Below are 23840 nucleotides of genomic sequence, written 5' to 3'. Positions count from 1 at the left end.
CATCCTTTTCACCGTTTCGGTGGCAATCTGCGAACTGCCTGCGACATGAAGTTCATAGAACTTCCGCCTGCTGTGCGCCCAACACCCGGCGAGCCGCAGGCTGTCGTTGCGGCCGTCCTTGGGCACCAGCTTGTTGTAGGCCCCGTATCCATCGACCTGCAGGATGCCGCGATAGCCGCGCAGATGTCGGAGCACACAGTCCCCGGACCGGCTGTCCTCGAAGCGATAGGCGACCATGGGCGGGGTATTCCCGCCGAAGGTGCTGTCGTCGCGGGCGTAGGCCCAGAGCCAGGCCGTCTTGGTTTTGCCCGTGCCGGGAGCGAGGGTCGGCAGACTGGTCTCATCCGCAAAGACCCGTTCACCCTTGCAGACCTCGGTCAGCACATGCCCGGCGAGGAGTTCGAGTTCGAAGCCGACCCTGCCCAGCCATTGCGACATCAGGCGGCGCTCAAGTTCCACGCCATCTCGGGCGTAGATCCCCTCCTGGCGGTAGAGCGGCAGGCCGTCGGCATATTTGGAGACCGCGATCTGGGCCAGCAGCGCCTCGGTCGGGATGCCGCCCTCGATGAGATGGGCCGGTGCCGGGGCCTGGATTACGCCATCGGCGTTCTTGAAGGCGTATTTCGGGCGGCGGGTGACGATGACGCGGAACTTCGCCGGCACCACGTCCAGCCGCTGCGAGACGTCCTCGCCGATCAGAACCTTCTGCTTGCCCTCATGCTCCGGCAGGTCTTCCGGTTCGATCACCACCTCGATCCGCTCCAGATGCGGGGCGAAGTCTTTGCGCGGGCGCGGTGCGCGCTTTTCACCCGCGGAGCGGCCCTTGCCAACCTGCGCCTGCAATGCCGCAATACCGATCTCGATCTCTTCGAAGACAAAGGCCTGCTGTGCTTCATCATCCGCCGACATGGCACCGAGCTTTTCCGAGCGACGGCCGAAGCGCGCCCGGTCAAAGGCCTTCAGGATGGCGGTCAGTTCACTGATCCGCTCTTCCGCAGCGGCATTTCTGATCTTCAACGCCTCGATCTCGCGTTCAAGCCCCTCCGCGCGCACTGCTTTCGCAGCCATTTCGCGGATCATGGATTTCAGCAGATCCATGTCGTCAGGAAGGGGAAGATCATCAGCGCTCATGCCGGACAAGATAGCAGAATTGCCCGGTTTGACCCAGCGTTTCCGTGCTGGAACGGCGCCAAAGTTCACTTTGCCAAAGGCAGATTATCCCACAAGTTCAGGGGCTTTTACCGTCATCGGCCGGACCCGCTTCCAGTCCAGCCCGTCCAGAAGTGCGAGGAGCTGGGCGTGGTTCAGATGCACGCGCGCCGCGCCGATCCGCGGCCAGCAGAACGAGGATTTCTCCAGACGCTTTGCATAGAGACAGACCCCGCTGCCATCCCACCAGACGATGCGAACCCTGTCCGCCCGTTTCGAGCGGAACACATAGAGCGACCCACTGAACGGATCGCTGCCGCTGTCGCGCACCAGCGCCAGCAGAGAATCCATGCCCTTCCTGAAGTCGATCGGCTGGCTGGCAAGGAAGACCTTCACGCCAGACGGGATCATGCCGAACGCACCGCCCGAAGAATGCGCCGTAGCCCAGCATCACCAAAATCAGCGCCGACGCGAATGGTGATATCGCCGAACAAAATCTCAATCTGCACCGGAGGCGTCGACGGAGCCTCCCCTCGCGAGGCACCCTGCTTATCCAGGAACGCCTTGCGCCAACCGAACAGCTGCGGCGGGGTCAGCCCCAATCGCCGCGCCAGCGCAGAAACATTAATCCCCGGCTCAAGCGATGCCGCCACCGCATCGGCCTTAAACTCGTCAGACCATCGGCGCCGCTCGCCAACAGGCGCACCGTCAAACCGCTCCACGACAGCCTCCACTAATTGGAAGCTACCAGTCGTAGGGATGACCGTAGAGATAGTCATGGACGCATATCCTCCCGCCGTTACGCACAACAGGACAATAAACCCCCAACAAAACGGCAGTAACCCACGCGCATGGCTCCACGCTTACCAACCGACAGGGCAAGATGCGGCTTCTGTTCAAGCAGTCCAATGACGCGCGCCTCGTATTGAGCGCGTGTAACGGCACCGACTTTCAGGCCGAAATTGCGCAGCAACCCGCGCCATCCATCACACAGACGCTTGTGGTGCGAACCGAAACATCCAAACCGACAAACAGATCCATGGCAGTGCCTGCCGAATACATGACCAGCAGGAAAGCTTGCCCGGCTAACCACCAGCCTGCCACCCCGCCGAGGAAGCAACGGGGCGGCCCCCAGTCATCCCATCTTTTTCATGCCTAGACGAAGGTGAAGTCCGAGGCGTCAAGCTGTCCGGCATTCACATTGGCCAGCGTGATCACGGTGCCGCCCAGCGTGATCACGGCATTCGCCCCCTGCTGGCCGATACGCAGGTCGTCGAAGCTGTCATAGCGCACCCCCTGCCAACTGCCCGACTGGATACGCAAGCCGTCGATGCCGTTCTGCCAATCGGTCACGCGATCCGCGCCCTGGCTTACGCCGAAAACGAAGATATCGGCACCCGCGCCTCCGGCCAGCGTGTCGGCCCCGGCACCGCCGTTCAGCGTGTCGTTCCCGGCGCCGCCGCGCAACTGGTCCGCACCCGCGCCGCCGTTTAGCATGTCGTGCCCGGCCGCGCCGCTCAGCGTATCGTTCCCGGCACCGCCGTTCAGCACGTTCGCCGCCGCGTTGCCAGTCAGTGCGTCGGCGAAGCGCGAGCCGTTGACGTTCTCGATCTGGATCAACTGGTCGCTGCCATAGCCGCCGCCGATGAACTGCCGCGCCGTCAGAGCCAGATCGACCGTTATCCCGCCCGAGGCATTGCCGAAGGTGGCCGTGTCGATCCCCGCGCCGCCGTTCAGCACGTCGTTGCCCGCGCCGCCATTCAGCGTGTCCTTACCGGCACCGCCGTTCAGGGTATCCCTTCCCGCACCGCCGTTCAGCACGTCGTTCCCGGCGCCGCCGTTCAGCACGTTCGCCGCCGCGTTGCCGGTCAGCGCGTCGGCAAAGCGCGAGCCGTTGACGTTCTCGATGTTCAGCAAGGTATCCGTGCCCTGGCCGCCGCCGATGACCTGGGCCGATGTCAGGGACAGGTTGACCCGGATCCCGCCCGTCGCGGCGCCGTAGCCCAACAGGTCGAACCCATCGCCGCCGTCCAGCCGGTCATCGCCGGCCCCACCGATCAGCGTGTCGTTGCCCGAATCGCCCGTCAGGCTGTCATTGCCCGCGCCGCCGTTCAGCACGTCATTGCCCGAACCGCCATCGACCAGATCGTTGCCGACATAGCCGGTGAAGGTGTCGTTGCCATCGTAAAGATAGATGCGGTCATAGCTTGACGCATAGGTGATGCCGCTGATGTTGATGATGTCATTCGCCCCCGTCCCCTCGATGTCATAGATCGAGAAGTCCAGCGTCTCGGTGCTGTTCACATAGGCGGAGGTCAGCAGCAGGCTGGAAGTCGTCACGTCCGAGGACAGCCGGATCCTGTCCGCGCCGTCGCCGCCGTTATAGTTGTCGCGGCCAACCTCGGTGCCGCCGATATAGAAGGTATCGTCGCCAGAGCCGCCGTTCAGCGTGTCGTCACCCGAACCGCCCGTCAGGCTGTCATTGCCCGCGCCGCCGTTCAGCACGTCATTGCCCGAACCGCCATCGACCAGATCGTTGCCGACATAGCCGGTGAAGGTGTCGTTGCCATCGTAAAGATAGATGCGGTCATAGCTTGACGCATAGGTGATGCCGCTGATGTTGATGATGTCATTCGCCCCCGTCCCCTCGATGTCATAGATCGAGAAGTCCAGCGTCTCGGTGCTGTTCACATAGGCGGAGGTCAGCAGCAGGCTGGAAGTCGTCACGTCCGAGGACAGCCGGATCCTGTCCGCGCCGTCGCCGCCGTTATAGTTGTCGCGGCCAACCTCGGTGCCGCCGATATAGAAGGTATCGTCGCCAGAGCCGCCGTTCAGCGTGTCGTCACCCGAACCGCCCGTCAGGCTGTCATTGCCCGCGCCGCCGTTCAGCACGTCATTGCCCGAACCGCCATCGACCAGATCGTTGCCGACATAGCCGGTGAAGGTGTCGTTGCCATCGTAAAGATAGATGCGGTCATAGCTTGACGCATAGGTGATGCCGCTGATGTTGATGATGTCATTCGCCCCCGTCCCCTCGATGTCATAGATCGAGAAGTCCAGCGTCTCGGTGCTGTTCACATAGGCGGAGGTCAGCAGCAGGCTGGAAGTCGTCACGTCCGAGGACAGCCGGATCCTGTCCGCGCCGTCGCCGCCGTTATAAGTGGCGCGGCCGATACTTGTGCCGCCGATATAAAAAGTGTCGTTACCCGAACCGCCGTTCAGCGTATCGTCGCCACCATTGCCGTAGATGCTGTCATCCCCGGCCAGGCCGTTGATGACCTCGGACGCGTTGGTCCCGCGCAAGGTGTCGCTTCCGCTTGTTCCGTCAATCGCCATATTATCCCGCTTTCAATAAAAAAACCCTTACTTTCCCGGCGACGAGTTCTGCCGCAATCGCCAGGCATGTCAAGCAAGCCCCCCGCCTGGCACCGCTGGGTCCGGCGGATACCGTGCCGGGCCTGATGGCGATAACGGTGCGAAATTTTGCGATCACAGCCGGAATGGGTGTGATCACAAACCCTGAAAACAAGTCGATTTTATGTGATTTGAGGCACTTGGCGCTTTGGCGTGCAGCCCTAATGTGCCAAAAGCCCAGCAACCGACAAATGCGGGGAATAAGCATGAACATCCATGAATACCAGGCCAAGGCGCTGCTGCGCCAATACGGCGCGCCGGTCTCGGACGGTCGTGTGGTCATCAAGGCCGACGAGGCCAAGACCGCCGCCGGCGAGCTTGACGGACCGCTTTGGGTCGTCAAGGCGCAGATCCATGCCGGCGGTCGCGGCAAGGGTCATTTCAAGGAAAAGGAAGCCGGTGAAAAAGGCGGCGTCCGCCTGGCGAAATCGGTCTCGGAAGCCGAGGAGCTGAGCCGCCAGATGCTGGGCCGCACCCTGGTCACGCACCAGACCGGCGAGACCGGCAAGCAGGTCAACCGCATCTATATCGAGGATGGCAGCGACATCGCGCGCGAGCTTTACCTTGCGCTGCTGGTCGATCGCGGCACCTCGCGCGTCAGCTTCGTCGCCTCGACCGAGGGCGGCATGGACATCGAGGAAGTCGCTGCCTCGACCCCCGAAAAAATCATCAGCTTCAGCGTCGATCCGGCCTCGGGCCTGTCGGATTTCCATGGCCGCCGCGTGGCCTTCGCGCTGGGTCTGACCGGCGGTCAGGTCAAGCAATGCGTGGCGCTGGTCAAGAACCTGTATCGCATGTTCATCGAAAAGGACATGGAGATGCTGGAGATCAACCCGCTGATCGTGACGCCCGATGGCAACATCAAATGCCTCGACGCGAAAATGGGCTTCGATAACAACGCCCTTTACCGCCAGCCCGACATCATGGCGCTGCGCGACGAGACCGAGGAAGACCCCAAGGAACTGGCCGCGTCCAAGTTCGACCTGAACTATATCGCGCTCGACGGCGAGATCGGCTGCATGGTGAACGGCGCGGGCCTGGCCATGGCCACCATGGACATCATCAAGCTTTACGGCGCGGAACCGGCGAACTTCCTGGACGTGGGCGGCGGCGCGACCAAGGAAAAGGTGACCGAGGCGTTCAAGATCATCACCTCGGACCCGAACGTCAAAGGCATCCTGGTCAACATCTTCGGCGGCATCATGCGCTGCGACATCATCGCGGAAGGCATCATCGCCGCCGTGAAGGAGGTCGGCTTGCAGGTTCCGCTGGTCGTGCGCCTGGAAGGCACCAACGTGGACCTGGGCAAGAAGATCATCGGCGATTCGGGCCTGAACGTCATCGCCGCCGACGACCTGTCGGACGCGGCGCAGAAGATCGTGCAGGCGGTCAAGGGCTGATGCACAAGGCGGCGGGAAAGCTGTTCGGCGCCGGCGCGGGGGTCATCGCCCTGCTGGCGCTCGCAGGGTGCGAGGAGGGCGGCAGCAGCATGTCCGCCTCGGACCAGGCGCAGGTCGGACAGCTTAGCATGCAGTTCCAAAGCGTCTGCGGCGTGCTTGCGCGCAGCGGCAGCCTGGACGCCACCCGCCGCGCCGCCTTGCAGGCAGGATTCCAGGAAGACGGCATCGACGCCGATGTCGCGGGCTACGGGTTCACGGATTTCGAATATCTGTCCCAGGGTCCGGTCCAGATCCAGCTTAGCAAGACGCGGGCGGGCGGTGCGCCGCCACCCAAGGCCCAATTCTGCGGCATCGTCGCCCAGTCCCAGCAGGGCCGGGTGTCGGATGCGCTGTTCAAGGCATCGGCCAGTGCCATGGCAAAGACCAATGGCACCGCCCCATCGCAACCGCCCAAGACCTGGGCGAACGACGTTGGCATGCTGCAATTCGTGACGGGCAACCGCACGGTCCGGCTTGGCCACCAGTCGCTTCCCGCGGGTCTGGTTCTATACACATTCGCCGGCTCAGCCGCTGGTCAGAAGTAAGGAACGAAACCATGTCCGTTCTTGTCAACAAGGACACTAAAGTCATCTGCCAGGGTCTCACCGGCAGCCAAGGCACCTTCCACACCGAACAGGCCATCGCCTATGGCACCAAGATGGTCGGCGGCGTGACCCCCGGCAAAGGCGGGTCCGAGCATCTGGGCCTGCCCGTCTTCAACTCGGTCCACGAGGCCGTGGCGAAGACCGGCGCCAATGCGACCGCGATCTATGTGCCGCCGCCCTTCGCGGCCGACTCGATCCTGGAGGCCATCGACGCCGAAATCCCGCTGATCGTAGCCATCACCGAGGGCATCCCGGTCCTGGACATGATGAAGGTCAAGCGCGCGCTGCAAGGCTCGAACTCGCTGCTGATCGGGCCGAACTGCCCCGGCATCATGACGCCGGACGAATGCAAGATCGGCATCATGCCGGGCAGCATCTTCAAGCGCGGCTCGGTCGGCGTCGTCTCGCGCTCGGGGACGCTGACCTATGAGGCGGTCAAGCAGACCTCGGACGTGGGCCTGGGCCAATCCTCGGCCGTGGGCATCGGCGGCGACCCGATCAAGGGCATGGAGCATATCGACGTGCTGCGCATGTTCCTGGACGACCCGGAAACCGAATCGATCATCATGATCGGCGAGATCGGCGGTTCCGCCGAGGAAGAGGCCGCCGAATTCCTGGCCGAGCAGAAGCGCAAGGGCCGCTGGAAGCCGACCGCCGGCTTCATCGCGGGCCGGACCGCGCCGAAGGGCCGCCGCATGGGCCATGCCGGCGCCATCGTCTCGGGCGGCAAGGGCGACGCGGAGAGCAAGATCGAGGCCATGAAATCGGCCGGGATCATCGTCGCCGACAGCCCGGCGGGCCTGGGCGAGGCCGTGCTGAAGGCGATTGGCCGGTGATCCGGTAACAAGATCGTAAGAGTTTTGACTTAGGCGTGGTCCCCGCCTACCTTCTGGGGGCCACGCGATGACAACCCGCTTCAGGTAAAGCGATTGGACCGCAAACGGATCTTGACCAGGAAGGCCCAAAGGCTCGGACAGAGCCTCGGTCCGATCGTGGGCCGGCGGCACCTTCCCCTCCCGGCAGGCCTGGCCACATCGCCGGGACTGTCCGCGCTGTGCCTGGCGCTGTTGGTCCTGACCGCCGCCTGCGGGCGCGGACCAAGCGAAGACATCCTGCGCGGCGGCGTTCCCGCGCGCACCGACCTGCATCAGTCCACCGGCCTGCCTGCCCCGGCGGTGCGCACCATCAACCGCAACGATGCGGGCTGGCGGCTGATCTATCACCCCGCCCGCGCGCCGGCCGGGGCCGAACAACAGGCCGCACGCGCCCTGTGCGGGCTGGAAAAACGGGGGGTCGCGCGCATCGTGCGGCTGCCGCTGGATGCACCTTTCGACGATCCGGGTGCCACCAAGATCGATGTCGTCTGTGCCTGACATGACCCCGCCAGGACCGCAGATGCGCAGACCCTCAGACCGGCAGACGACGCCGCTTCTGCCCATTCACCAGCCGCCGAAGCGCGACGGCAAGCAACTGGACGATCAGAGATGAACGATCAATCTCCCAACGCAATCATGCATGATTCGAGCTTTCTTCAGGGGCATAACGCGGCCTATGTCGAACAGCTTTACGGCCAATGGGCGGCGAACCCCGCCGTCGTGGACCAAGTGTGGGACGCCTTCTTCCGCAGCCTGGGCGATGACGAAAGCACCGTCGCGCGCGAAGCCAAGGGCGCAAGCTGGAGCCGTTCGGACTGGCCACCGGCCCCCACCGACGAAAACACCTCGGCACTGACCGGGGAATGGCCGGTGATGCCCAAGGCCGAGGCCAAGGCCGCGCTGGACAAGATCGCGGCCAAGGCCAGCGAAAAGGGCGTGCAGCTTTCGGACGAACAGCTCAAGCGTGCCGTTCTGGACAGCATCCGCGCGATCATGCTGATCCGCTCCTTCCGCATCCGGGGCCATCTGCATGCCGACCTGGACCCGCTGGGGATGCGCGAGGTTCCCGACAATGGCGATCTGAACCCCGAGAACTACGGCTTCACCGAGGCCGACCTGGATCGGCCGATCTTCATCGACAACGTGCTGGGCCTTCAGGTCGCCTCGATCCGCCAGATCACCGACCTGATGAAGCGGACCTATTGCGGCACCTTCGCCATCCAGTTCATGCATATCTCGAACCCCGAGGAAGCCGGCTGGCTGAAGGAGCGGATCGAGGGCTATGGCAAGGAGATCGCCTTTACCCGCGAGGGGCGCCGCGCCATCCTGAACAAGCTGGTCGAGGCCGAGGGCTTCGAGAAGTTCCTGCATGTCAAATACATGGGCACGAAGCGTTTCGGCCTTGACGGCGGCGAGGCGCTGATCCCCGCGATGGAGCAGATCATCAAGCGCGGCGGCGCGCTGGGGGTCAAGGATGTCGTGATCGGCATGCCGCATCGCGGCCGCCTCTCGGTCCTGGCCAATGTCATGGGCAAGCCCTATCGCGCCATCTTCCACGAATTCCAGGGCGGCAGCTACAAGCCCGAGGACGTGGACGGCTCGGGCGACGTGAAATACCACCTGGGCGCCTCGTCCGATCGCACCTTCGACGAGAACACCGTCCACCTGTCGCTGACCGCCAACCCCTCGCACCTGGAGGCGGTCAACCCGGTCGTGCTGGGCAAGGTCCGCGCCAAGCAGGACCAGATGTCCGACACCACCCACCGCAGCGCCGTGCTGCCGATCCTGCTGCACGGGGACGCGGCCTTCGCGGGCCAGGGCATCGTCGCGGAATGCTTCCAGCTTTCCGGGATTCGCGGCCACGGCACCGGCGGGACCATCCATGTCGTGGTGAACAACCAGATCGGCTTTACCACGGCGCCGCATTTCAGCCGCACCTCGCCCTATTGCACCGACATCGCGCTGATGGTCGAGGCGCCGATCTTCCACGTGAACGGCGACGACCCCGAGGCGGTGGTCCACGCCGCCAAGGTCGCGACCGAGTTCCGCCAGACGTTCCACAAGGACGTGGTCATCGACATCTTCTGTTATCGCCGCTTCGGCCATAACGAAGGCGACGAGCCGATGTTCACCAACCCGGCGATGTATAAGAACATCAAAAGCCACAAGACCACGCTTCAGCTTTACACCGAACGGCTGGTCGCCGACGGGCTGGTTCCGGCCGGCGAGATCGAAGAGATGAAGGCCGCCTTCCAGTCGCATCTGAACGAAGAGTTCGAGGTCGGCAAGAACTTCAAGCCGAACAAGGCCGACTGGCTGGACGGCAAATGGTCCGGCCTTGAGGCCGAGGGCGCGGAATATCAGGCCGGCCAGACCGGCATCGCCCCCGAGACCATGGCCGAGATCGGCACCGCCCTGACCCGCGCGCCCGAAGGCTTCGAACTGCACAAGACCGTGGGCCGGCTTCTGGACGCCAAGAAGCAGATGTTCGCGACCGGCGCGGGCTTCGACTGGGCCACGGGCGAGGCGCTGGCCTTCGGCTCGCTGCTGGTCGAAGGCTCGGCGGTGCGGCTGGCAGGGCAGGATTCGACCCGCGGCACCTTCTCGCAGCGTCATTCCGCCTTCATCGACCAGGCCACCGAGGAGCGTTACTATCCGCTGAACCACATCCGGGGCGGGCAGGCGCGCTACGAGGTCATCGATTCGATGCTGTCGGAATATGCGGTCCTGGGCTTCGAATACGGCTATTCGCTGGCCGAGCCGAACACCCTGACCCTGTGGGAAGCGCAATTCGGCGATTTCGCCAATGGCGCGCAGATCATGTTCGACCAGTTCATCAACTCGGGCGAAAAGAAATGGCTGCGCATGTCGGGCCTCGTGGTCCTGATGCCGCATGGCTACGAAGGCCAGGGGCCGGAACACAGTTCGGCGCGTCTGGAACGCTGGCTGCAAATGTCGGCCGAGGATAACTGGATCGTCGCGAACTGCACCACGCCCGCGAACTATTTCCACATCCTGCGCCGGCAATTGAAGCGCCCCTTCCGCAAGCCGCTGATCATGATGACGCCGAAATCGCTGCTGCGTCACCCGATGGCGGTCTCGAAAGCGGAAGAGTTCCAGACCGGCTCGACCTTCCACCGCGTGCTTTGGGACGATGCCGAGCGCGGCAACTCCAAGCTGGCGCTGAAGCCCGACAACGAGATCCGCCGCGTCGTCATCTGCTCGGGCAAGGTTTATTACGACCTTCTGGCCGCGCGCGACGCCGCGGGGGCGGACGATGTCTATCTGATGCGGCTTGAGCAGTTCTATCCCTTCCCGGCCCAGGCGCTGACCAAGGAACTGGCCCGGTTCAAGGATGCCGAGGTCGTCTGGTGCCAGGAAGAGTCCAAGAACATGGGCGGCTGGACCTTTGTCGAGCCGAATATCGAATGGGTCCTGACGCGCATCGGCGCCAAGCATAGCCGCCCGCGCTATGTCGGTCGCGCCGCCTCGGCATCGCCCGCGACGGGTCTGGCCTCGCGTCACAAGGCCGAGCAAGAGGCGCTGGTGGCCGAAGCCATCACCATCGAGCAGTAAGATGGCGGCCCAAGTCCGAGTCCCCGCGCTGGGAGAATCCGTCGCCGAAGCGACCGTGGCCACCTGGTTCAAGAAACCGGGCGACCCGGTCGCGGTCGATGAGATGCTCTGCGAACTGGAAACCGACAAGGTGACGGTGGAAGTGCCCTCGCCCGTTGCCGGGAAACTGGCCGAGATCGTCGCGCCCGAGGGCGAGACGGTCACCCCGAACGCCCTGCTGGCCCAGATCGCGGAAATGGGCGACGCAGGCCCCGAGGAAATGTTGCCGAAAGTAGAAGCGGGCAGCAAGCCCCAGGAAGGACAGAGAAAGATGAGCGGAAAATCCGTCGACGTTATGGTGCCCACCCTGGGCGAAAGCGTGACCGAAGCGACGGTCGCGACCTGGTTCAAGAAGGTTGGCGACAGCGTCACCCAGGACGAGATGCTCTGTGAGCTTGAAACCGACAAGGTGTCGGTCGAGGTTCCGGCTCCCGCCTCGGGCGTGCTGGCCGAAATCCTGGCCCCCGAGGGTGAGACGGTCGATGCCAAGGCCCGGCTCGCCGTGATCACCGAAGGCGCCGCCGGTGCCGCCGCCCCCGCCAAGGCCGAACCCGAAGCGAAGCGCGCCGCCGTCGTCGAATCGCCCGGCGCCGGTCCCGAGACGCCCGCGCGCCGCAAGGATATCGAGGACGCACCCTCGGCCAAGAAGGCCATGGCCGAGGCGGGGCTTTCGCGCGATGCGGTCAGCGGCTCGGGCCGCGACGGGCGCGTCATGAAAGAGGATGTGGCCCGCGCCGGCTCGGCGCCCGCCCCTTCGGCGGCGCCCGCGCCCGCCGCGGCACCCCGCGCCCCCAGCTCCGCCGAGGATGCCGCGCGCGAAGAGCGCGTCAAGATGACCCGCCTGCGCGCCACCATCGCCCGCCGCCTGAAGGACGCGCAGAACACCGCCGCGATGCTGACCACCTATAACGAGGTGGACATGTCGGGCGTCATGGACCTGCGCAACAGCTACAAGGACCAGTTCGAGAAGAAGCACAAGGTCAAGCTGGGCTTCATGTCCTTCTTCGTGAAAGCCTGCTGCCACGCGCTGAAGGAAGTCCCCGAGGTCAATGCCGAGATCGACGGCGGCGATGTGGTCTACAAGCATTTCGTCCATATGGGCGTGGCCGTCGGCACCCCGAACGGCCTGGTCGTACCGGTGGTGCGCGATGCCGACCGCAAGGGCTTCGCCCAGATCGAGAAGGAAATCGCCGAACTGGGCACCAAGGGCCGCGACGGCAAGCTGACCATGGCGGAAATGCAGGGCGGCACCTTCACCATCTCGAACGGCGGCGTCTACGGCTCGTTGATGTCCTCGCCGATCCTGAACCCGCCGCAATCGGGCATCCTGGGCATGCACAAGATCCAGGACCGCCCGGTCGTGGTGAACGGACAGATCGTCATCCGCCCGATGATGTATCTGGCGCTGAGCTATGACCACCGCATCGTGGACGGCAAGGGCGCCGTGACCTTCCTGGTCCGCGTCAAGGAAGCCCTGGAAGACCCGCGCCGTCTGCTGATGGATCTGTGAGATGGAGCAGGGCCAGGACATGAATGGGGGCGTGATCAAGGAACTTGGGATGTTCGGTCTCAAGAGCCTGCTCACACTCAATGCAGGTTCATGCCTGGCCTTGCTCGCCTTTCTGGCGAATATTCTTGCCGCTGAGAAAACCACGGCAAAAATCGACCTAGTGACGCTTCGCCTTTCACTTATCTACTTTATTGCAGGGATCGGCCTCGTATTACTCGCAGTCGTAGTTACATATATCCAGGCTCAATTAGCATTCGTGGGCAAAGCAGGGCCGCAAAGACTGTGGGCTTTTCTTTCGCTGATGATCGCGCCATCGTTCCTTTCATTTGTGGCGTTTGCTTGCGGGGCGTGGACCGCCATAGCCGCAGTGAACTGGTAGAAGGACTGAGGTGGACTGATAGCGTTTTCAATACTCGCATTCGCTATCTTCATCTTGACTAAGGAGAGCTGCCATGACCCAGATGATCGCCCGCTACAGCATGTCCGATTACGCGACCTTCAAACCCGCCTTCGACGCCGACGCCGAGGATCGCGGCAATAACGGCCTGTCGCTCTTGCAGCTTTGGCGCGAGAACGACCACACCGCCTGGGCGCTGTTCAGCGTTTCCGATGCCGGGGCCGCCCGCGCCTATCTGGACGGCGCGGCGGGCGTGTTCAACAGCCAGGCCGGCGTCACCGGCACCGAATTTCACCTTGTGGAGACAGCCTGATGGCAGCCGAGACCGCCGCCCTCGGCCTGGCCGCGCTGTTGCAGGCGGTTCAGATCGGCCTTGCCGGCCAGTCGATGAACCGCGATGTCGGCGCAAGCTGGAATGCCGGACCAAGGGACGACCAGCCGCAGCTTTCGGCCCGGACGGGGCGGTTGCGGCGCGCCGTCAACAACCATTTCGAGGGGCTGATCCTTTTCACCATCGCGGTGGTGCTGGTGACGCTGACCGACAGCAGCAACGGACTGACCGGCCTTTGTGCCTGGCTCTACCTGATCGCCCGGCTGCTTTATGTGCCGGCCTATGCCTATGGCTGGACGCCCTGGCGCTCGGCCATCTGGGCGCTTGGCTTTCTAGCCACCCTGGTGATGATCGTCACCAGCCTGATTTCATGAACCGACCCGGCAGCTTGGCCGGATTGCCAAGGAGAGTTGAATGTCCACCTATGACCTGATCGTGATCGGCGCCGGTCCCGGCGGCTATGTCTGCGCCATCCGCGCGGCCCAGCTTGGCCTGAAGGTCGCCTGCGTCGAGGGTCGCGAGACGCTGGGCGGCACTTGCCTGAACGTGGGCTGCATCCCCTCGAAGGCGCTGCTGCATGCCAGCCATATGCTGCACGAAACGCATGAGAACTTCGCGAAGATGGGCCTGATGAACGCTCATGTCGATGTGGATTGGAGCCGGATGCAGTCCTATAAGGCCGAGACGGTCGCGGGCAATACCAAGGGTATCGAGTTCCTGTTCAAGAAGAACAAGATCGACTGGATCAAGGGCTGGGCCGAGATCGAGGGGCCGGGCAAGGTCAAGGTCGGGGATACGACCCATGAGGCGAAGAACATCGTCATCGCCTCGGGCTCGGAACCGTCCAGCCTGAAGGGTGTCGAGGTGGACAATGCCGGCGGCGTGGTGGTCGATTCGACCGGCGCCCTGGCCCTGCCCAACATCCCGAAATCCATGGTGGTGATCGGCGCCGGCGTGATCGGGCTTGAGCTTGGCTCGGCCTATTCGCGGCTTGGAACCGAGGTTACCGTCGTCGAGTTCCTGGACGCCATCACCCCCGGCATGGACGCAGAGGTGCAAAAGCAGTTCCAGAAAATCCTGGCGAAACAGGGGCTGAAATTCGTGCTGGGCGCCGCGGTATCCGGCGTGGCCCAGGAAGACGGCGGCGCGAAAGTCAGCTACAAGTTGCGCAAGGATGGCAGCGAGCAGTCTATCGAGGCCGAGACGGTCCTGGTCGCCACCGGCCGCCGCCCCTATCTGGCGGGCCTCGGCCTGGACAAGCTGGGGGTCGAACTGACGGATCGCGGCTTCGTCAAGGTGGACGGCCATTGGCAGACCAGCCTGAAAGGCGTCTACGCCATCGGCGACGCGGTGCCCGGCCCGATGCTGGCCCACAAGGCCGAGGATGAGGGCATGGCGGTCGCCGAGGTCATCGCCGGCAAGCATGGCCATGTGAACTATGCGGTCATCCCCGGCGTGATCTATACTACGCCCGAGGTCGCCTCGGTCGGGTTGACCGAAGAGGCCGCCAAGGAAACGGGCCGCAAGGTCAAGGTGGGCAAGTTCCCCTTCATGGGCAATGCCCGCGCCAAGGCTTTGTTCCAGGCCGACGGCTTCGTCAAGATGATCGCCGATGCCGAGACTGATCGCGTTCTGGGTTGCCACATTATCGGCCCGAACGCGGGCGAGATGATCCATGAGGTTTGCGTCGCGATGGAGTTTGGGGCCTCGGCCCAGGACATCGCGCTGACCTGCCACGCGCATCCGACCTGTTCCGAGGCGGTGCGCGAGGCGGCCCTGGCCTGTGGCGACGGCGCGATTCACGCCTGAAATCATTAACATTTCGGCAATGTTCCGCCGAGGTTCGGCGAAAATCCACCGATCCACGCATCGCCGATAAGCAAGAAACTGCCCAGGGGCCGCTTTGACCAAGGCGGCCCCGATCTTTTGGGTTCTGGAATTCCCCGGCACTGGCTAAGCCATACAACAGGAAACACGGGGATATTGATGCGGAACCTTATCCGGCTGCTGGCCTTGGGCACGGTCTTGGCGCTTGGCGCATGCGGCGACAACACCGTCGATCCCGACCGTCGTTACCTGGTCGAGCCGCGCGACATAGCCGACCGCTCGAACCTGCACCCGAACGAGACGCCCGAACTGCGTCACCTGATCAACAAATACGCCGCGCAATATGACGTGCCGGTGGATCTGGTACAGCGCGTGGTGATCCGCGAATCGCGCCATCGCCCCGGCGCACGCAATGGCCCCTATGTCGGACTGATGCAGATGCTGCCCGCCACCGCTCGGGGCATGGGCTATAAGGGCGAGGCACGCGGCCTTCTGGATGCCGAGACCAACCTGAAATACGGCGTCAAATATCTTCGCGGCGCCTATATGGTCGCGGGCGGAAATCAGGACGCCGCGGTAAAATGGTATTCCCGCGGCTATTACTACGAGGCCAAGAAGAAGGGCCTTCTGGAAGCGACCGGCCTGCGCTAAGGCTTTGAGCCGCCATAATCCCGCCGCAAAGCGGGGTTTTCATGGGTCAAGCGCCCGTGTCGTAAAAGTCCTGTAAAAGATTCACTCCTCGGGTCCAGCATGGTGGCTGGACGACCGACATCCTTGATCCGCAGGACTTGGAACCGGCCATTCCACAACGGGACGCTGAAGCGTCGTGGCTGTTGACGGTCCAGTCTTATCCCACAACACGCGCGCCCCAGGCCGCCGCGCCGACCGGCAAGCAGGGCCGTCAGCCATTCTGTCACGATACGGCGATACAAAGCCGCCTGACACCGAAGGCGGGAAGGCTTTAGGCTTGGGTGGGGTCGTAATCGTAAAGCCAGGCGAAACGCTGGATCATGCGGGCCGGGGCAAACTTCGAGACCGCGCGCAGCCCGGCATGGGCCACGGCGCGGGTCGGGCCTTTCAGGTGGTAGTTGCGGGCATTGCCGTTCGCCGCTTCGACGATACGCCGGCATCGGGGCTGGCGCAGCGCCTGAAAGCGGGCAAGCGCGGGGGCAAGATCACCGGCGGCCAGGCAGGCAGTCAGGATCCAGGCATCCTCGATGGCCATGACCGCGCCCTGGGCCAGGAAAGGCAGGGTGGGATGCGCCGCGTCTCCGATCAGGGCCAGGGCGGGGCCTTGGCCGGGAGGGCGGTGCCAATGCGCCGCGACCGGGTGGCGGAAAAGGCCCCAGAGGCTGGTTTCCCGGACCTGGGCCAGCCAGCCGGGCACAGGGCCGCCGAAACGGGCGAAGGCCGCGCGCAGGTCCTGGGGATCGCCGGGCCGAGACCAGCCCTCATCCTGCCAATCGGGGCGCTCCAGCACCGCAACAAGATTGCGCAGCCCCCCGGACAGCGGATAACTGACAAGATGCCGGCCCGGCCCCATGAAGATCTGCGCCATGGGCTGGGGATCGGCCTCGACAGGGATGAGCGCCCTCCAGGCGGTTTGCCCGGTGAAAAAGGGCGTCTCGGTCCCGTTCAGCAGTGGGCGGATGCGGCTTTTGACGCCATCCGCGCCGATGACCAGATCGGCCTGGGGCAGATCGGTGACGTTCTGGCCGAAGATCAGCCGTGCCCCGGCCTGGCGGGCGGCGTCGGCCAGAAGTTCGACCAGCCGGGCGCGATGGATCATGCAAAAGCGGTCCTCGGGGCGAAAGCGCGCAAGATCCAGCCGCGCGATCAACCGCCCCAGACTGTCCAGAAGTTCGACCCGCTGCGAACGCGCCGAGATCGCCTGGAACCGGGAACCAAGGCCCAGGGCATCCAGCACCCGCATGGCATTGGGCGAGATCTGAATCCCCGCCCCGACCTCTTGAAGGGCAGGCGCGCGTTCCAGCACGGTCACGCCCGCACCGCGCTGCGCCAGCGCCGTCGCCGCCGTCAGCCCGGCAATGCCACCGCCGATGACGGCGACGGAAAGCCCCGTCAGATCCGCCATGCCTCAGTCGTCGCGGTGAACACGCTCGCGACGCTCATGCTTTTCCTGCGCTTCCAGCGTCAGGGTCGCAATCGGACGCGCATCCAGCCGCTTGAGGCTGATCGGCTCTCCGGTCATTTCGCAATAGCCGTAATCGCCGGTCTCGATCCGCCGCAGGGCGCTGTCGATCTTGCTGACCAGCTTGCGCTGGCGGTCGCGGGTCCGCAATTCCAGCGAGCGATCCGTCTCTTCGGACGCGCGATCAGCCAGGTCGGGCACGTTGCGCGCACTTTCCTGAAGACCTTCCAGCGTTTCGGCGGACTGATCGAGAAGTTCCTGTTTCCAGGAAATCAGCTTGCGGCGAAAATATTCCAGCTGCCGCTCATTCATGAAAGGTTCATCTTCGGCGGGGCGATAATCTTCGGGCAGAAAGGTCTGGGCTTTCATCGGTCCTCCGGGATCCCGACGCCTGAATGCGGGATCCTTGCGCGTCCCATAATGGATGCTTGGACGAATGTCACTATAGCTTTCGGACAGGATGCGATGCTGCGCTTGCGAAGCAACCGGCTGCCCCTTAGGCTGGCCGCATTGCGTAAAGGACAGGCGGATGCAGTTTTCCTCGACCCAGACCTATATCGCTCCGCCGGACCTGACGGTCGCCGTCAATGCCGCGATCACGCTTGAGCGCCCGCTGCTGGTCAAGGGCGAGCCGGGCACCGGCAAGACCGAGCTGGCGCGGCAGGTCGCGGCCAGCCTGGGCCTGCCGATCATCGAGTGGAACGTGAAGTCGACCACGCGCGCGCAGCAGGGGCTTTACGAATACGACGCCGTTTCTCGCCTGCGCGACAGCCAGCTTGGCGATGCCCGCGTCCACGAGATCGGCAACTATATCCGCAAGGGCAAGCTCTGGCAGTCCTTCGAGGCGCCGGGCAAGGTCGTGCTGCTGATCGATGAGATCGACAAGGCCGATATCGAATTCCCCAACGACCTGCTGCAAGAACTGGACCGGATGGAATTCCATGTCTACGAGACGGGCGAGACCGTCGCGGCGCGGCACCGCCCGGTGGTCATCATCACCTCGAACAATGAAAAGGAATTGCCGGACGCCTTTCTGCGCCGCTGCTTCTTTCATTACATCCGCTTTCCCGATCCCGAGACGCTGAAGCGCATTGTCGCGGTGCATTTCCCCGACCTGAAACCGCGCATTCTGGACGAGGCGCTGACCCAGTTCCTGGAACTGCGCGAGGTGCAGGGGCTGAAGAAGAAGCCCTCGACCAGCGAACTGCTGGACTGGCTGAAGCTGATCCTGGCCGAGGATCTGGCGCCCGAAGACCTGAAGCGACCGGCGGGCGAGATGCTGCCCAAGCTGCACGGCGCGCTGTTGAAGAACGAACAGGACGTGGCCCTGTTCGAGCGGCTGGCCTTCATGGCGCGGCGGCAGCGGTGAGCGTGGCGATCCGACCCCTGGAGACGCGCGACAAGCCCGCATGGCAGCGGCTATACGACGGCTATCATCGCTTCTATGAGCGGCCCGGCTTGGCGCAGTCCTTCTTCGATCAGGCTTTCGCACGTCTCATTTCGGGCGACACGCGGGATTATCGCGCCTTGGTGGCCGAGCGGGACGGTCAGTTGCTGGGCCTGGCGCATTACGTCTTTCACCCTCATCTGTGGCGGCCCGAGGGAATCTGCTATCTGCAAGACCTGTTCACCGCCGCCGAGGCACGAGGCCAGGGCGTGGGCCGCGCGCTGATCGAGGCGGTCTATGCGGCGGCGGATCGCGCCGGCGTGCAGGGGGTCTATTGGACAACCGCCGAGAACAATTACGCCGGGCGGATGCTTTACGACCGCGTGGGGGAGAGAACGCCTTTTATCAAGTATAACCGGCGATCCGGCTAGGACGCGCCAAGACATCCGGGACGCCGCAGGAACGATTCAGGGAAAAAAAGACCCCGCCCGGACGGACCCGGACGGGGCAAGGCGGTCCCGGCCGCGCCAGAGCACGCGGAATGCCGAGACTTGGCGAACCGGGTTCAATGCGGGCGACGATCGCCTTCCATCTCGGCGCGGATCTGCTGGCGCAGGATGTCTATGGGGATCATCTTGCCCTCGCGGCGAAAGTGCCAATAGGTCCAGCCGTTGCAACTGGGCGCGCCTTCCAAAGCCGCGCCGACCTGATGGATGCTACCCTTGACATCATTGCCGATCAGGCTGCCATCGGCACGCACCTTGGCCTTGTGGCGGCTGTTCATCGAATAAAGCTCTTCGCCGGGACGCAGCATGCCACGCTCGATCACCTGGCCGAAGGGCACGCGCGGTTCGGCGCGCTTGGCCTTGGTGGTGGCGATGGCCTCGCTGTCGAACTTGCGGATGCGGGCCAGGCGCTTCTCGGCCACCTCGCGATAGGCGGCCTCACGCTCGATCCCGATGAAATCGCGGCCCAGCATCTTGGCGACGGCGCCGGTGGTCCCGGTGCCGAAGAACGGATCCAGCACCACATCGCCCGGATTCGTGGATCCCACCAGCACGCGATGCAGTAGCGCCTCGGGCTTTTGCGTCGGATGAGCCTTGGCGCCGCCCGCATCCTTCAGCCGCTCGCCCCCGGTGCAGATCGGCAGCACCCAGTCCGAGCGCATCTGCACACCCTCGTTCAGCGATTTCAGCGCCTCGTAATTGAAGGTGTATTTCCCCGCCTCGGACTTGCTGGCCCAGATCATCGTCTCATGCGCGTTGGTCAGGCGCTTGCCCCGAAAGTTCGGCATCGGGTTGGCCTTGCGCCAGACCACATCGTTCAAAATCCAGAACCCCTGGTTCTGCAACTCGGCCCCGACGCGGAAAATATTGTGATAGGAACCGATGACCCAGATCGCCCCGTCCGGCTTCAGGATACGCCGCGCGGCGGCCATCCAGGCGCGGGTGAACTGGTCATAGGCCGCGAAACCGGAAAACTGGTCCCAATGATCGTCCACGGCATCGACGCGGCTGTTGTCGGGCCGGTGCAGTTCGCCCTTAAGTTGCAGGTTATAGGGCGGATCGGCAAAGATCAGATCGACGCTGTTTTCGGGCAGCGCGTTCATCATCTCGACGCAATCGCCAGCCAGGATCTGGTTCAACGGAAGGGGCCGCGCGGCGGCGCGGATCTTGCTCTCATACTTGGTCATCTGTGCCTCGGGTTTCGGCTGTTCATCGCCGATTTGCTTGCCCCGATGATGATTCAGACCCGATTCGGCGTCAAATTCTTTTTTGAATCAACAGCTTGTTGTTTGATCTTTACACAAGATGTTGTGGACGGGTGCAAAGCTGCGCCTATGATATGGGGTCACGCCCAGATCTAGCAGCGCGCGACGATGCGAGGGCGTCGGGTAACCTGCGTTAACCTCCCAGCCATAGCCGGGGTAATGTTGCGCCAAATCCACCATGACGCGATCGCGCGCGGTCTTGGCCAGGATCGAGGCGGCGGCGATGGACAGGCTGCGCGCGTCGCCGCCGATCACCGCCTGTCCCGGCAGATCCAGTTCGCGGGGCAGCATATTGCCGTCGATCAGCACCAGGCAGGGGCGCCGGCGCAGGCCCGCGATGGCACGACACATTGCCAGATGCGAGGCGCGCAGGATGTTCAGCTGGTCGATTTCCTCGACGCTGGCATGGGCCACGGCCCAGTCGCCGCACAGCATGATGGCCTCTGCCAGGGTCTCGCGCCGCTTCGCGGTCAGCTTCTTCGAATCGTTCAGCCCCTCTGGAATGCGGGCCACATCCAGCACCACCGCCGCCGCCGTCACCGGCCCGGCCAAAGGCCCGCGCCCCACCTCGTCCACGCCCGCGACCAGCCGCGCCCCGCCGGCCAGCGCGGCAGCCTCGAAGGAATAGTCCGGCCCGCTCATGCCGTGATGGTGACCGGGGCGATGGTGACCTCTTCCAGGTTCACACCCTCGCCCTCACGATCGACGACCAGAAAATCCGCCGCCCGATCCAGGGGCGTCAGCACCCCGTGCCAGACCCCCGCGCGCAGGTTCACCCCCACGCCCGCGGGCACCAGGAAGGCCAAGGGCGCGCCCGGCCGCCCGTCCTCGTCCGGGGCCACGACGGACAGCCAGGGATCCGGCCCCAGCGGCATGAAGGCTTGGCTACCCAAGGGATGGCGCTCCAGAAGCGCGCAATCATAAGGCAGGCTCACCGGCTCGGAGCGAAAGATCGAGATGATCGCCTCGCCCTCGCCCCGCTCGACGGTGGCCAGGGCGTGATGACGCTCGCAGCGCCCGGCATTGATCATCCGGCTGGGCGCCGGCCGCGCGACCAGCAGATCGCCGAAGGGCGCGAATTCCTCGGCCGAGATCGGCCTGACGCTAATCGTGGTCATATCGTCTTTCTTGTCCAAATATCCTCGGGGGTCCGGGGGCGGAAAGCCCCCGGCGCGACACTCACGCCCGTTCCATCCGTGGCAGGAAGATCGTCAGAAGCCCCATCAACGGCAGGAAGGAACAGATCTTATAGACGAACTCGATCCCCTTGGCATCGGCGACCACGCCCAGCACGGCGGCGGCGATCCCGCCCATCCCGAAGGCGAAGCCAAAGAAGATCCCGGCGATCAGCCCGGTCCGGCCCGGCACCAACTCTTGCGCAAAGACCACGATGGCCGGGAAAGCCGAGGCCAGGATCAGCCCGATCACCACCGTCAGCACCCCGGTCGCGGCCAGCCCCACATGCGGCAGGGCCAGCGTAAAGGGCAGGATCCCCAGGATCGAGAACCAGATCACCTTCAGCGGTCCCACCCTGTCGCCCAGCAGGCCGCCCAGCATCACCCCGCCCGCCATGCCACCCAGAAACAGGAACAGCATCATCTGCGCCTGCTGCGTGCTCAGATGGAATTTGTCGATCAGAAAGAAAGTGTAATAGCTCGACAGGCTGGCGGTATAGATGTTCTTGGTGAAGGTCAGCAGCGCCAGGACCAGAATGGCGACGGCGACGCGGCGGCGCGACAGTTTCAGCGCGGTGCCGGGCCGCGCGCCGCCCACCTTGCGCCGGCCCTCGGCCCAGGCGCCAATGCGCCACAGCATGCCCGAGCCAAGCAGCGCCGCAGCCGAGAAGATCGCGATCGAGGGACGGCCCAGGGGCACGACGATGAAGGCGGCCAGCAGCGGCCCCAGCGCCGTGCCGAAATTGCCCCCCAGTTGAAACAACGACTGCGCCGTGCCGAACCGCCCGCCCGAGGCCACGCGCGCCACGCGCGAGCTTTCTGGATGGAACACCGACGAACCGACCCCGATCAGCATCGCGCCCGCCAGCAGCACCCAATATTGATGCGCCAAGGCCAGCAGCAGCACCCCGCAGAAGGTCGAGCCCATGCCCACCGCCAGCGATTTCGGCATCGGATTCTTGTCGGTGACCGCCCCCACCACCGGCTGAAGCAGCGAGGCCGTCACTTGGAAGGCAAAGGTCATCAGCCCGATCTGCCAATAGGACAGCGCGAATTCCTGCTGCAAAAGCGGATAGATCGCCGCCAGCATCGACTGCATCACGTCGTTGATCATGTGGCACAGGCTGATGCCGACCAGCACCGTCCATGCCGTCGTCACGGGGCTGGCGCCCCGCGATGTCGCCGCATCCGACATTTTCACCCCCGGAAGAACGCGGGGAACCTCTGCTCTGATTAGGAAATTGTCAACCTTGCTCGCCCATCAAGTGAAAGTTCATGAATACACTTGACCCTAGGGAGCAATAGCATCAAAACTGCACAGTATAGTTTAATTTCTGGCGCATTCGTAATATTGTGTCAAATCAGATGTCGCACTCAGGCGGGCTCAATCAGACGGTGCTCCCCCTCCCTCTCGCTGAAGATATGGACAAGCCTAGAAAGATGTTTGAATCAGCCCTTACCTCTCCTTCGGCCTCCTCGGTCGTCCTGCTCGGCCCGAAACGCAAAAGCATGACCTGGCAGGCCGTGCAGGACATCGTGCTTGAGCGTATTCGGAACGGCGACTGGAAAGAGGGAGAGCTTATTCCCACGGAAAGCGATCTCGCCATCGAGCTGGGCTGCGCCCGCGCCACGGTGAACCGTGCCATGCAGGCCCTTGCCGCCAGCGGCGTGATCGAGCGGCGGCGCAAGGTCGGCACTCGGGTCAGCGCCCATCCCCCGGTGCAACTGGTCCGCACACTGCTGCGCCGCGATCTCGAATCCGCCGGCCATGTCTATGGCTACAAGCTGGCCTCCTGCAGCGAAGAGCCGCCGCCGCCCGCCATCGCCCAGGCGATGCTGCTGCGCCCCTCGGAGCCGCTGCTGCACAGCCGCTGCTATTTCTACTCGGACGGCCAGCCCTATTGCTGCGAGGAACGCTGGACCAATGGCTTCACCGCACCGGGCATGAACGCCCAGGCGCTGGAGCGGATCAGCCCCTGCGAATGGCTGGTCGGGCATGTGCCGCTGAACCGCGCCAGCATGTCGATCGGCCTGGGCGTGGCGGATGCCGAGTTCATCGCCCCCGCTTTGGGTGTCCAGCCCGGCGAAGCGGTGCTTCAGCTTGAGCGGCTGGAATGGCTGGCCAATATGCCCGTCTCGCTGTCGCTGCGCTTCTTCCCGCCCGGACATCGCTTCGAGGGCGAGATCTGACGT

At 64.0% G+C, this 23840-nt stretch carries 24 protein-coding genes; 14 read left to right on the top strand and 10 right to left on the bottom strand.

From position 1 onward, the window contains the following. From tnpC to QM682_RS05630, 4 genes are all read right to left on the bottom strand, one after another. Positions 1-1131: IS66 family transposase (tnpC, locus tag QM682_RS05645; protein WP_415127963.1), on the bottom strand; the 1131-nt coding region annotated here is incomplete at its 3' end. An 84-nt stretch (positions 1132-1215) separates the two neighbouring features. After that, on the bottom strand, positions 1216-1560 hold the full coding sequence (tnpB, locus tag QM682_RS05640) for an IS66 family insertion sequence element accessory protein TnpB (RefSeq protein WP_415127961.1): 345 nt from the start codon (positions 1558-1560) through the stop codon (positions 1216-1218). After that, positions 1557-1928 carry a transposase gene (locus QM682_RS05635; protein ID WP_415127959.1) on the bottom strand — a complete coding sequence of 124 codons (372 nt, stop codon included), beginning with the start codon at positions 1926-1928 and terminating at the stop codon, positions 1557-1559. Before QM682_RS05635 ends, tnpB begins: the two co-directional genes overlap by 4 nt. A gap of 376 nt (positions 1929-2304) precedes the next feature. Next, positions 2305-4452 (bottom strand): beta strand repeat-containing protein, encoded by a 2148-nt coding sequence (locus tag QM682_RS05630; RefSeq protein ID WP_415127957.1) that lies wholly within the window; start codon positions 4450-4452, stop codon positions 2305-2307. 317 nt (positions 4453-4769) lie between these two features. On the opposite strand from QM682_RS05630, the gene sucC reads away from it, so the two are divergent. The 11 genes from sucC to QM682_RS05575 all read left to right on the top strand — a co-directional run bounded on the left by sucC (position 4770) and on the right by QM682_RS05575 (position 15813). Then, positions 4770-5963 (top strand): ADP-forming succinate--CoA ligase subunit beta, encoded by a 1194-nt coding sequence (gene sucC / locus QM682_RS05625; protein ID WP_415127955.1) that lies wholly within the window; start codon positions 4770-4772, stop codon positions 5961-5963. After that, positions 5963-6547: a hypothetical protein gene (locus QM682_RS05620; protein ID WP_415127953.1), complete on the top strand. Its 585-nt coding sequence runs from the start codon at positions 5963-5965 to the stop codon at positions 6545-6547. Before sucC ends, QM682_RS05620 begins: the two co-directional genes overlap by 1 nt. Positions 6548-6558: 11 nt before the next feature. Next, a complete protein-coding gene (sucD, locus tag QM682_RS05615; protein ID WP_415127951.1) occupies positions 6559-7443 on the top strand; it encodes a succinate--CoA ligase subunit alpha in 885 nt (294 codons plus the stop codon). A gap of 93 nt (positions 7444-7536) precedes the next feature. After that, on the top strand, positions 7537-7980 hold the full coding sequence (locus tag QM682_RS05610) for a hypothetical protein (RefSeq protein WP_415127949.1): 444 nt from the start codon (positions 7537-7539) through the stop codon (positions 7978-7980). Positions 7981-8091: 111 nt separating this feature from the next. Beyond that, positions 8092-11058, top strand: coding sequence for a 2-oxoglutarate dehydrogenase E1 component (locus QM682_RS05605; RefSeq protein WP_415127947.1), 2967 nt, complete (start codon positions 8092-8094; stop codon positions 11056-11058). Between the two features lies 1 nt (position 11059). Next, complete coding sequence (gene odhB, locus QM682_RS05600) at positions 11060-12607, top strand: 2-oxoglutarate dehydrogenase complex dihydrolipoyllysine-residue succinyltransferase (protein WP_415127945.1); 1548 nt, start codon at positions 11060-11062, stop codon at positions 12605-12607. A gap of 1 nt (position 12608) precedes the next feature. After that, the gene (locus QM682_RS05595) at positions 12609-12986 is read left to right on the top strand and encodes a hypothetical protein (RefSeq protein WP_415127943.1); all 378 of its coding nucleotides are present in this window, start codon (positions 12609-12611) and stop codon (positions 12984-12986) included. A gap of 73 nt (positions 12987-13059) precedes the next feature. Continuing rightward, complete coding sequence (locus QM682_RS05590) at positions 13060-13317, top strand: hypothetical protein (RefSeq protein WP_415127941.1); 258 nt, start codon at positions 13060-13062, stop codon at positions 13315-13317. Beyond that, complete coding sequence (locus QM682_RS05585) at positions 13317-13709, top strand: MAPEG family protein (RefSeq protein WP_415127939.1); 393 nt, start codon at positions 13317-13319, stop codon at positions 13707-13709. The genes QM682_RS05590 and QM682_RS05585 overlap by 1 nt, the downstream gene beginning before the upstream one ends. A 40-nt stretch (positions 13710-13749) precedes the next feature. Continuing rightward, positions 13750-15144 (top strand): dihydrolipoyl dehydrogenase, encoded by a 1395-nt coding sequence (gene lpdA, locus QM682_RS05580; protein WP_415127937.1) that lies wholly within the window; start codon positions 13750-13752, stop codon positions 15142-15144. 177 nt (positions 15145-15321) lie between these two features. Beyond that, positions 15322-15813 (top strand): transglycosylase SLT domain-containing protein, encoded by a 492-nt coding sequence (locus QM682_RS05575; RefSeq protein WP_415127935.1) that lies wholly within the window; start codon positions 15322-15324, stop codon positions 15811-15813. Between the two features lie 310 nt (positions 15814-16123). On the opposite strand, the gene QM682_RS05570 is transcribed toward QM682_RS05575, so the two are convergent. Further along, on the bottom strand, positions 16124-17257 hold the full coding sequence (locus QM682_RS05570) for an FAD-dependent oxidoreductase (protein WP_415127933.1): 1134 nt from the start codon (positions 17255-17257) through the stop codon (positions 16124-16126). 3 nt (positions 17258-17260) lie between these two features. Then, positions 17261-17683 carry an RNA polymerase-binding protein DksA gene (dksA, locus tag QM682_RS05565; RefSeq protein WP_415127931.1) on the bottom strand — a complete coding sequence of 141 codons (423 nt, stop codon included), beginning with the start codon at positions 17681-17683 and terminating at the stop codon, positions 17261-17263. Between the two features lie 160 nt (positions 17684-17843). Between dksA and QM682_RS05560 the strand changes: the two genes are divergently transcribed. Beyond that, a complete protein-coding gene (locus QM682_RS05560; RefSeq protein ID WP_415127929.1) occupies positions 17844-18683 on the top strand; it encodes an AAA family ATPase in 840 nt (279 codons plus the stop codon). 2 nt (positions 18684-18685) lie between these two features. Then, on the top strand, positions 18686-19132 hold the full coding sequence (locus tag QM682_RS05555) for a GNAT family N-acetyltransferase (RefSeq protein WP_415127927.1): 447 nt from the start codon (positions 18686-18688) through the stop codon (positions 19130-19132). A 134-nt stretch (positions 19133-19266) separates the two neighbouring features. On the opposite strand, the gene QM682_RS05550 is transcribed toward QM682_RS05555, so the two are convergent. The 4 genes from QM682_RS05550 to QM682_RS05535 form a co-directional block, all read right to left on the bottom strand. Continuing rightward, complete coding sequence (locus QM682_RS05550) at positions 19267-20394, bottom strand: site-specific DNA-methyltransferase (RefSeq protein ID WP_415127925.1); 1128 nt, start codon at positions 20392-20394, stop codon at positions 19267-19269. 87 nt (positions 20395-20481) lie between these two features. After that, positions 20482-21114: a ribonuclease HII gene (locus QM682_RS05545; protein ID WP_415127923.1), complete on the bottom strand. Its 633-nt coding sequence runs from the start codon at positions 21112-21114 to the stop codon at positions 20482-20484. Beyond that, entirely contained in the window at positions 21111-21590 is a 480-nt protein-coding gene (locus QM682_RS05540; RefSeq protein WP_415127921.1) for an ureidoglycolate lyase, read from the bottom strand. Before QM682_RS05540 ends, QM682_RS05545 begins: the two co-directional genes overlap by 4 nt. 61 nt (positions 21591-21651) lie before the next feature. Continuing rightward, the gene (locus QM682_RS05535; RefSeq protein ID WP_415127919.1) at positions 21652-22842 is read right to left on the bottom strand and encodes an MFS transporter; all 1191 of its coding nucleotides are present in this window, start codon (positions 22840-22842) and stop codon (positions 21652-21654) included. A gap of 245 nt (positions 22843-23087) precedes the next feature. Here QM682_RS05535 and QM682_RS05530 point away from each other — a divergent pair, with 245 nt between their 5' ends. Then, complete coding sequence (locus QM682_RS05530; RefSeq protein WP_415127917.1) at positions 23088-23837, top strand: GntR family transcriptional regulator; 750 nt, start codon at positions 23088-23090, stop codon at positions 23835-23837. The last annotated feature ends 3 nt before the right edge of the window (positions 23838-23840 follow it).

It is taken from the genome of Paracoccus sp. (in: a-proteobacteria), assembly GCF_047605025.1.
Taxonomy (GTDB): domain Bacteria; phylum Pseudomonadota; class Alphaproteobacteria; order Rhodobacterales; family Rhodobacteraceae; genus Paracoccus.
The sequence above is the reverse complement of the archived record's forward strand: the minus strand, read 5'-3'. Positions and strand labels throughout refer to the sequence as shown.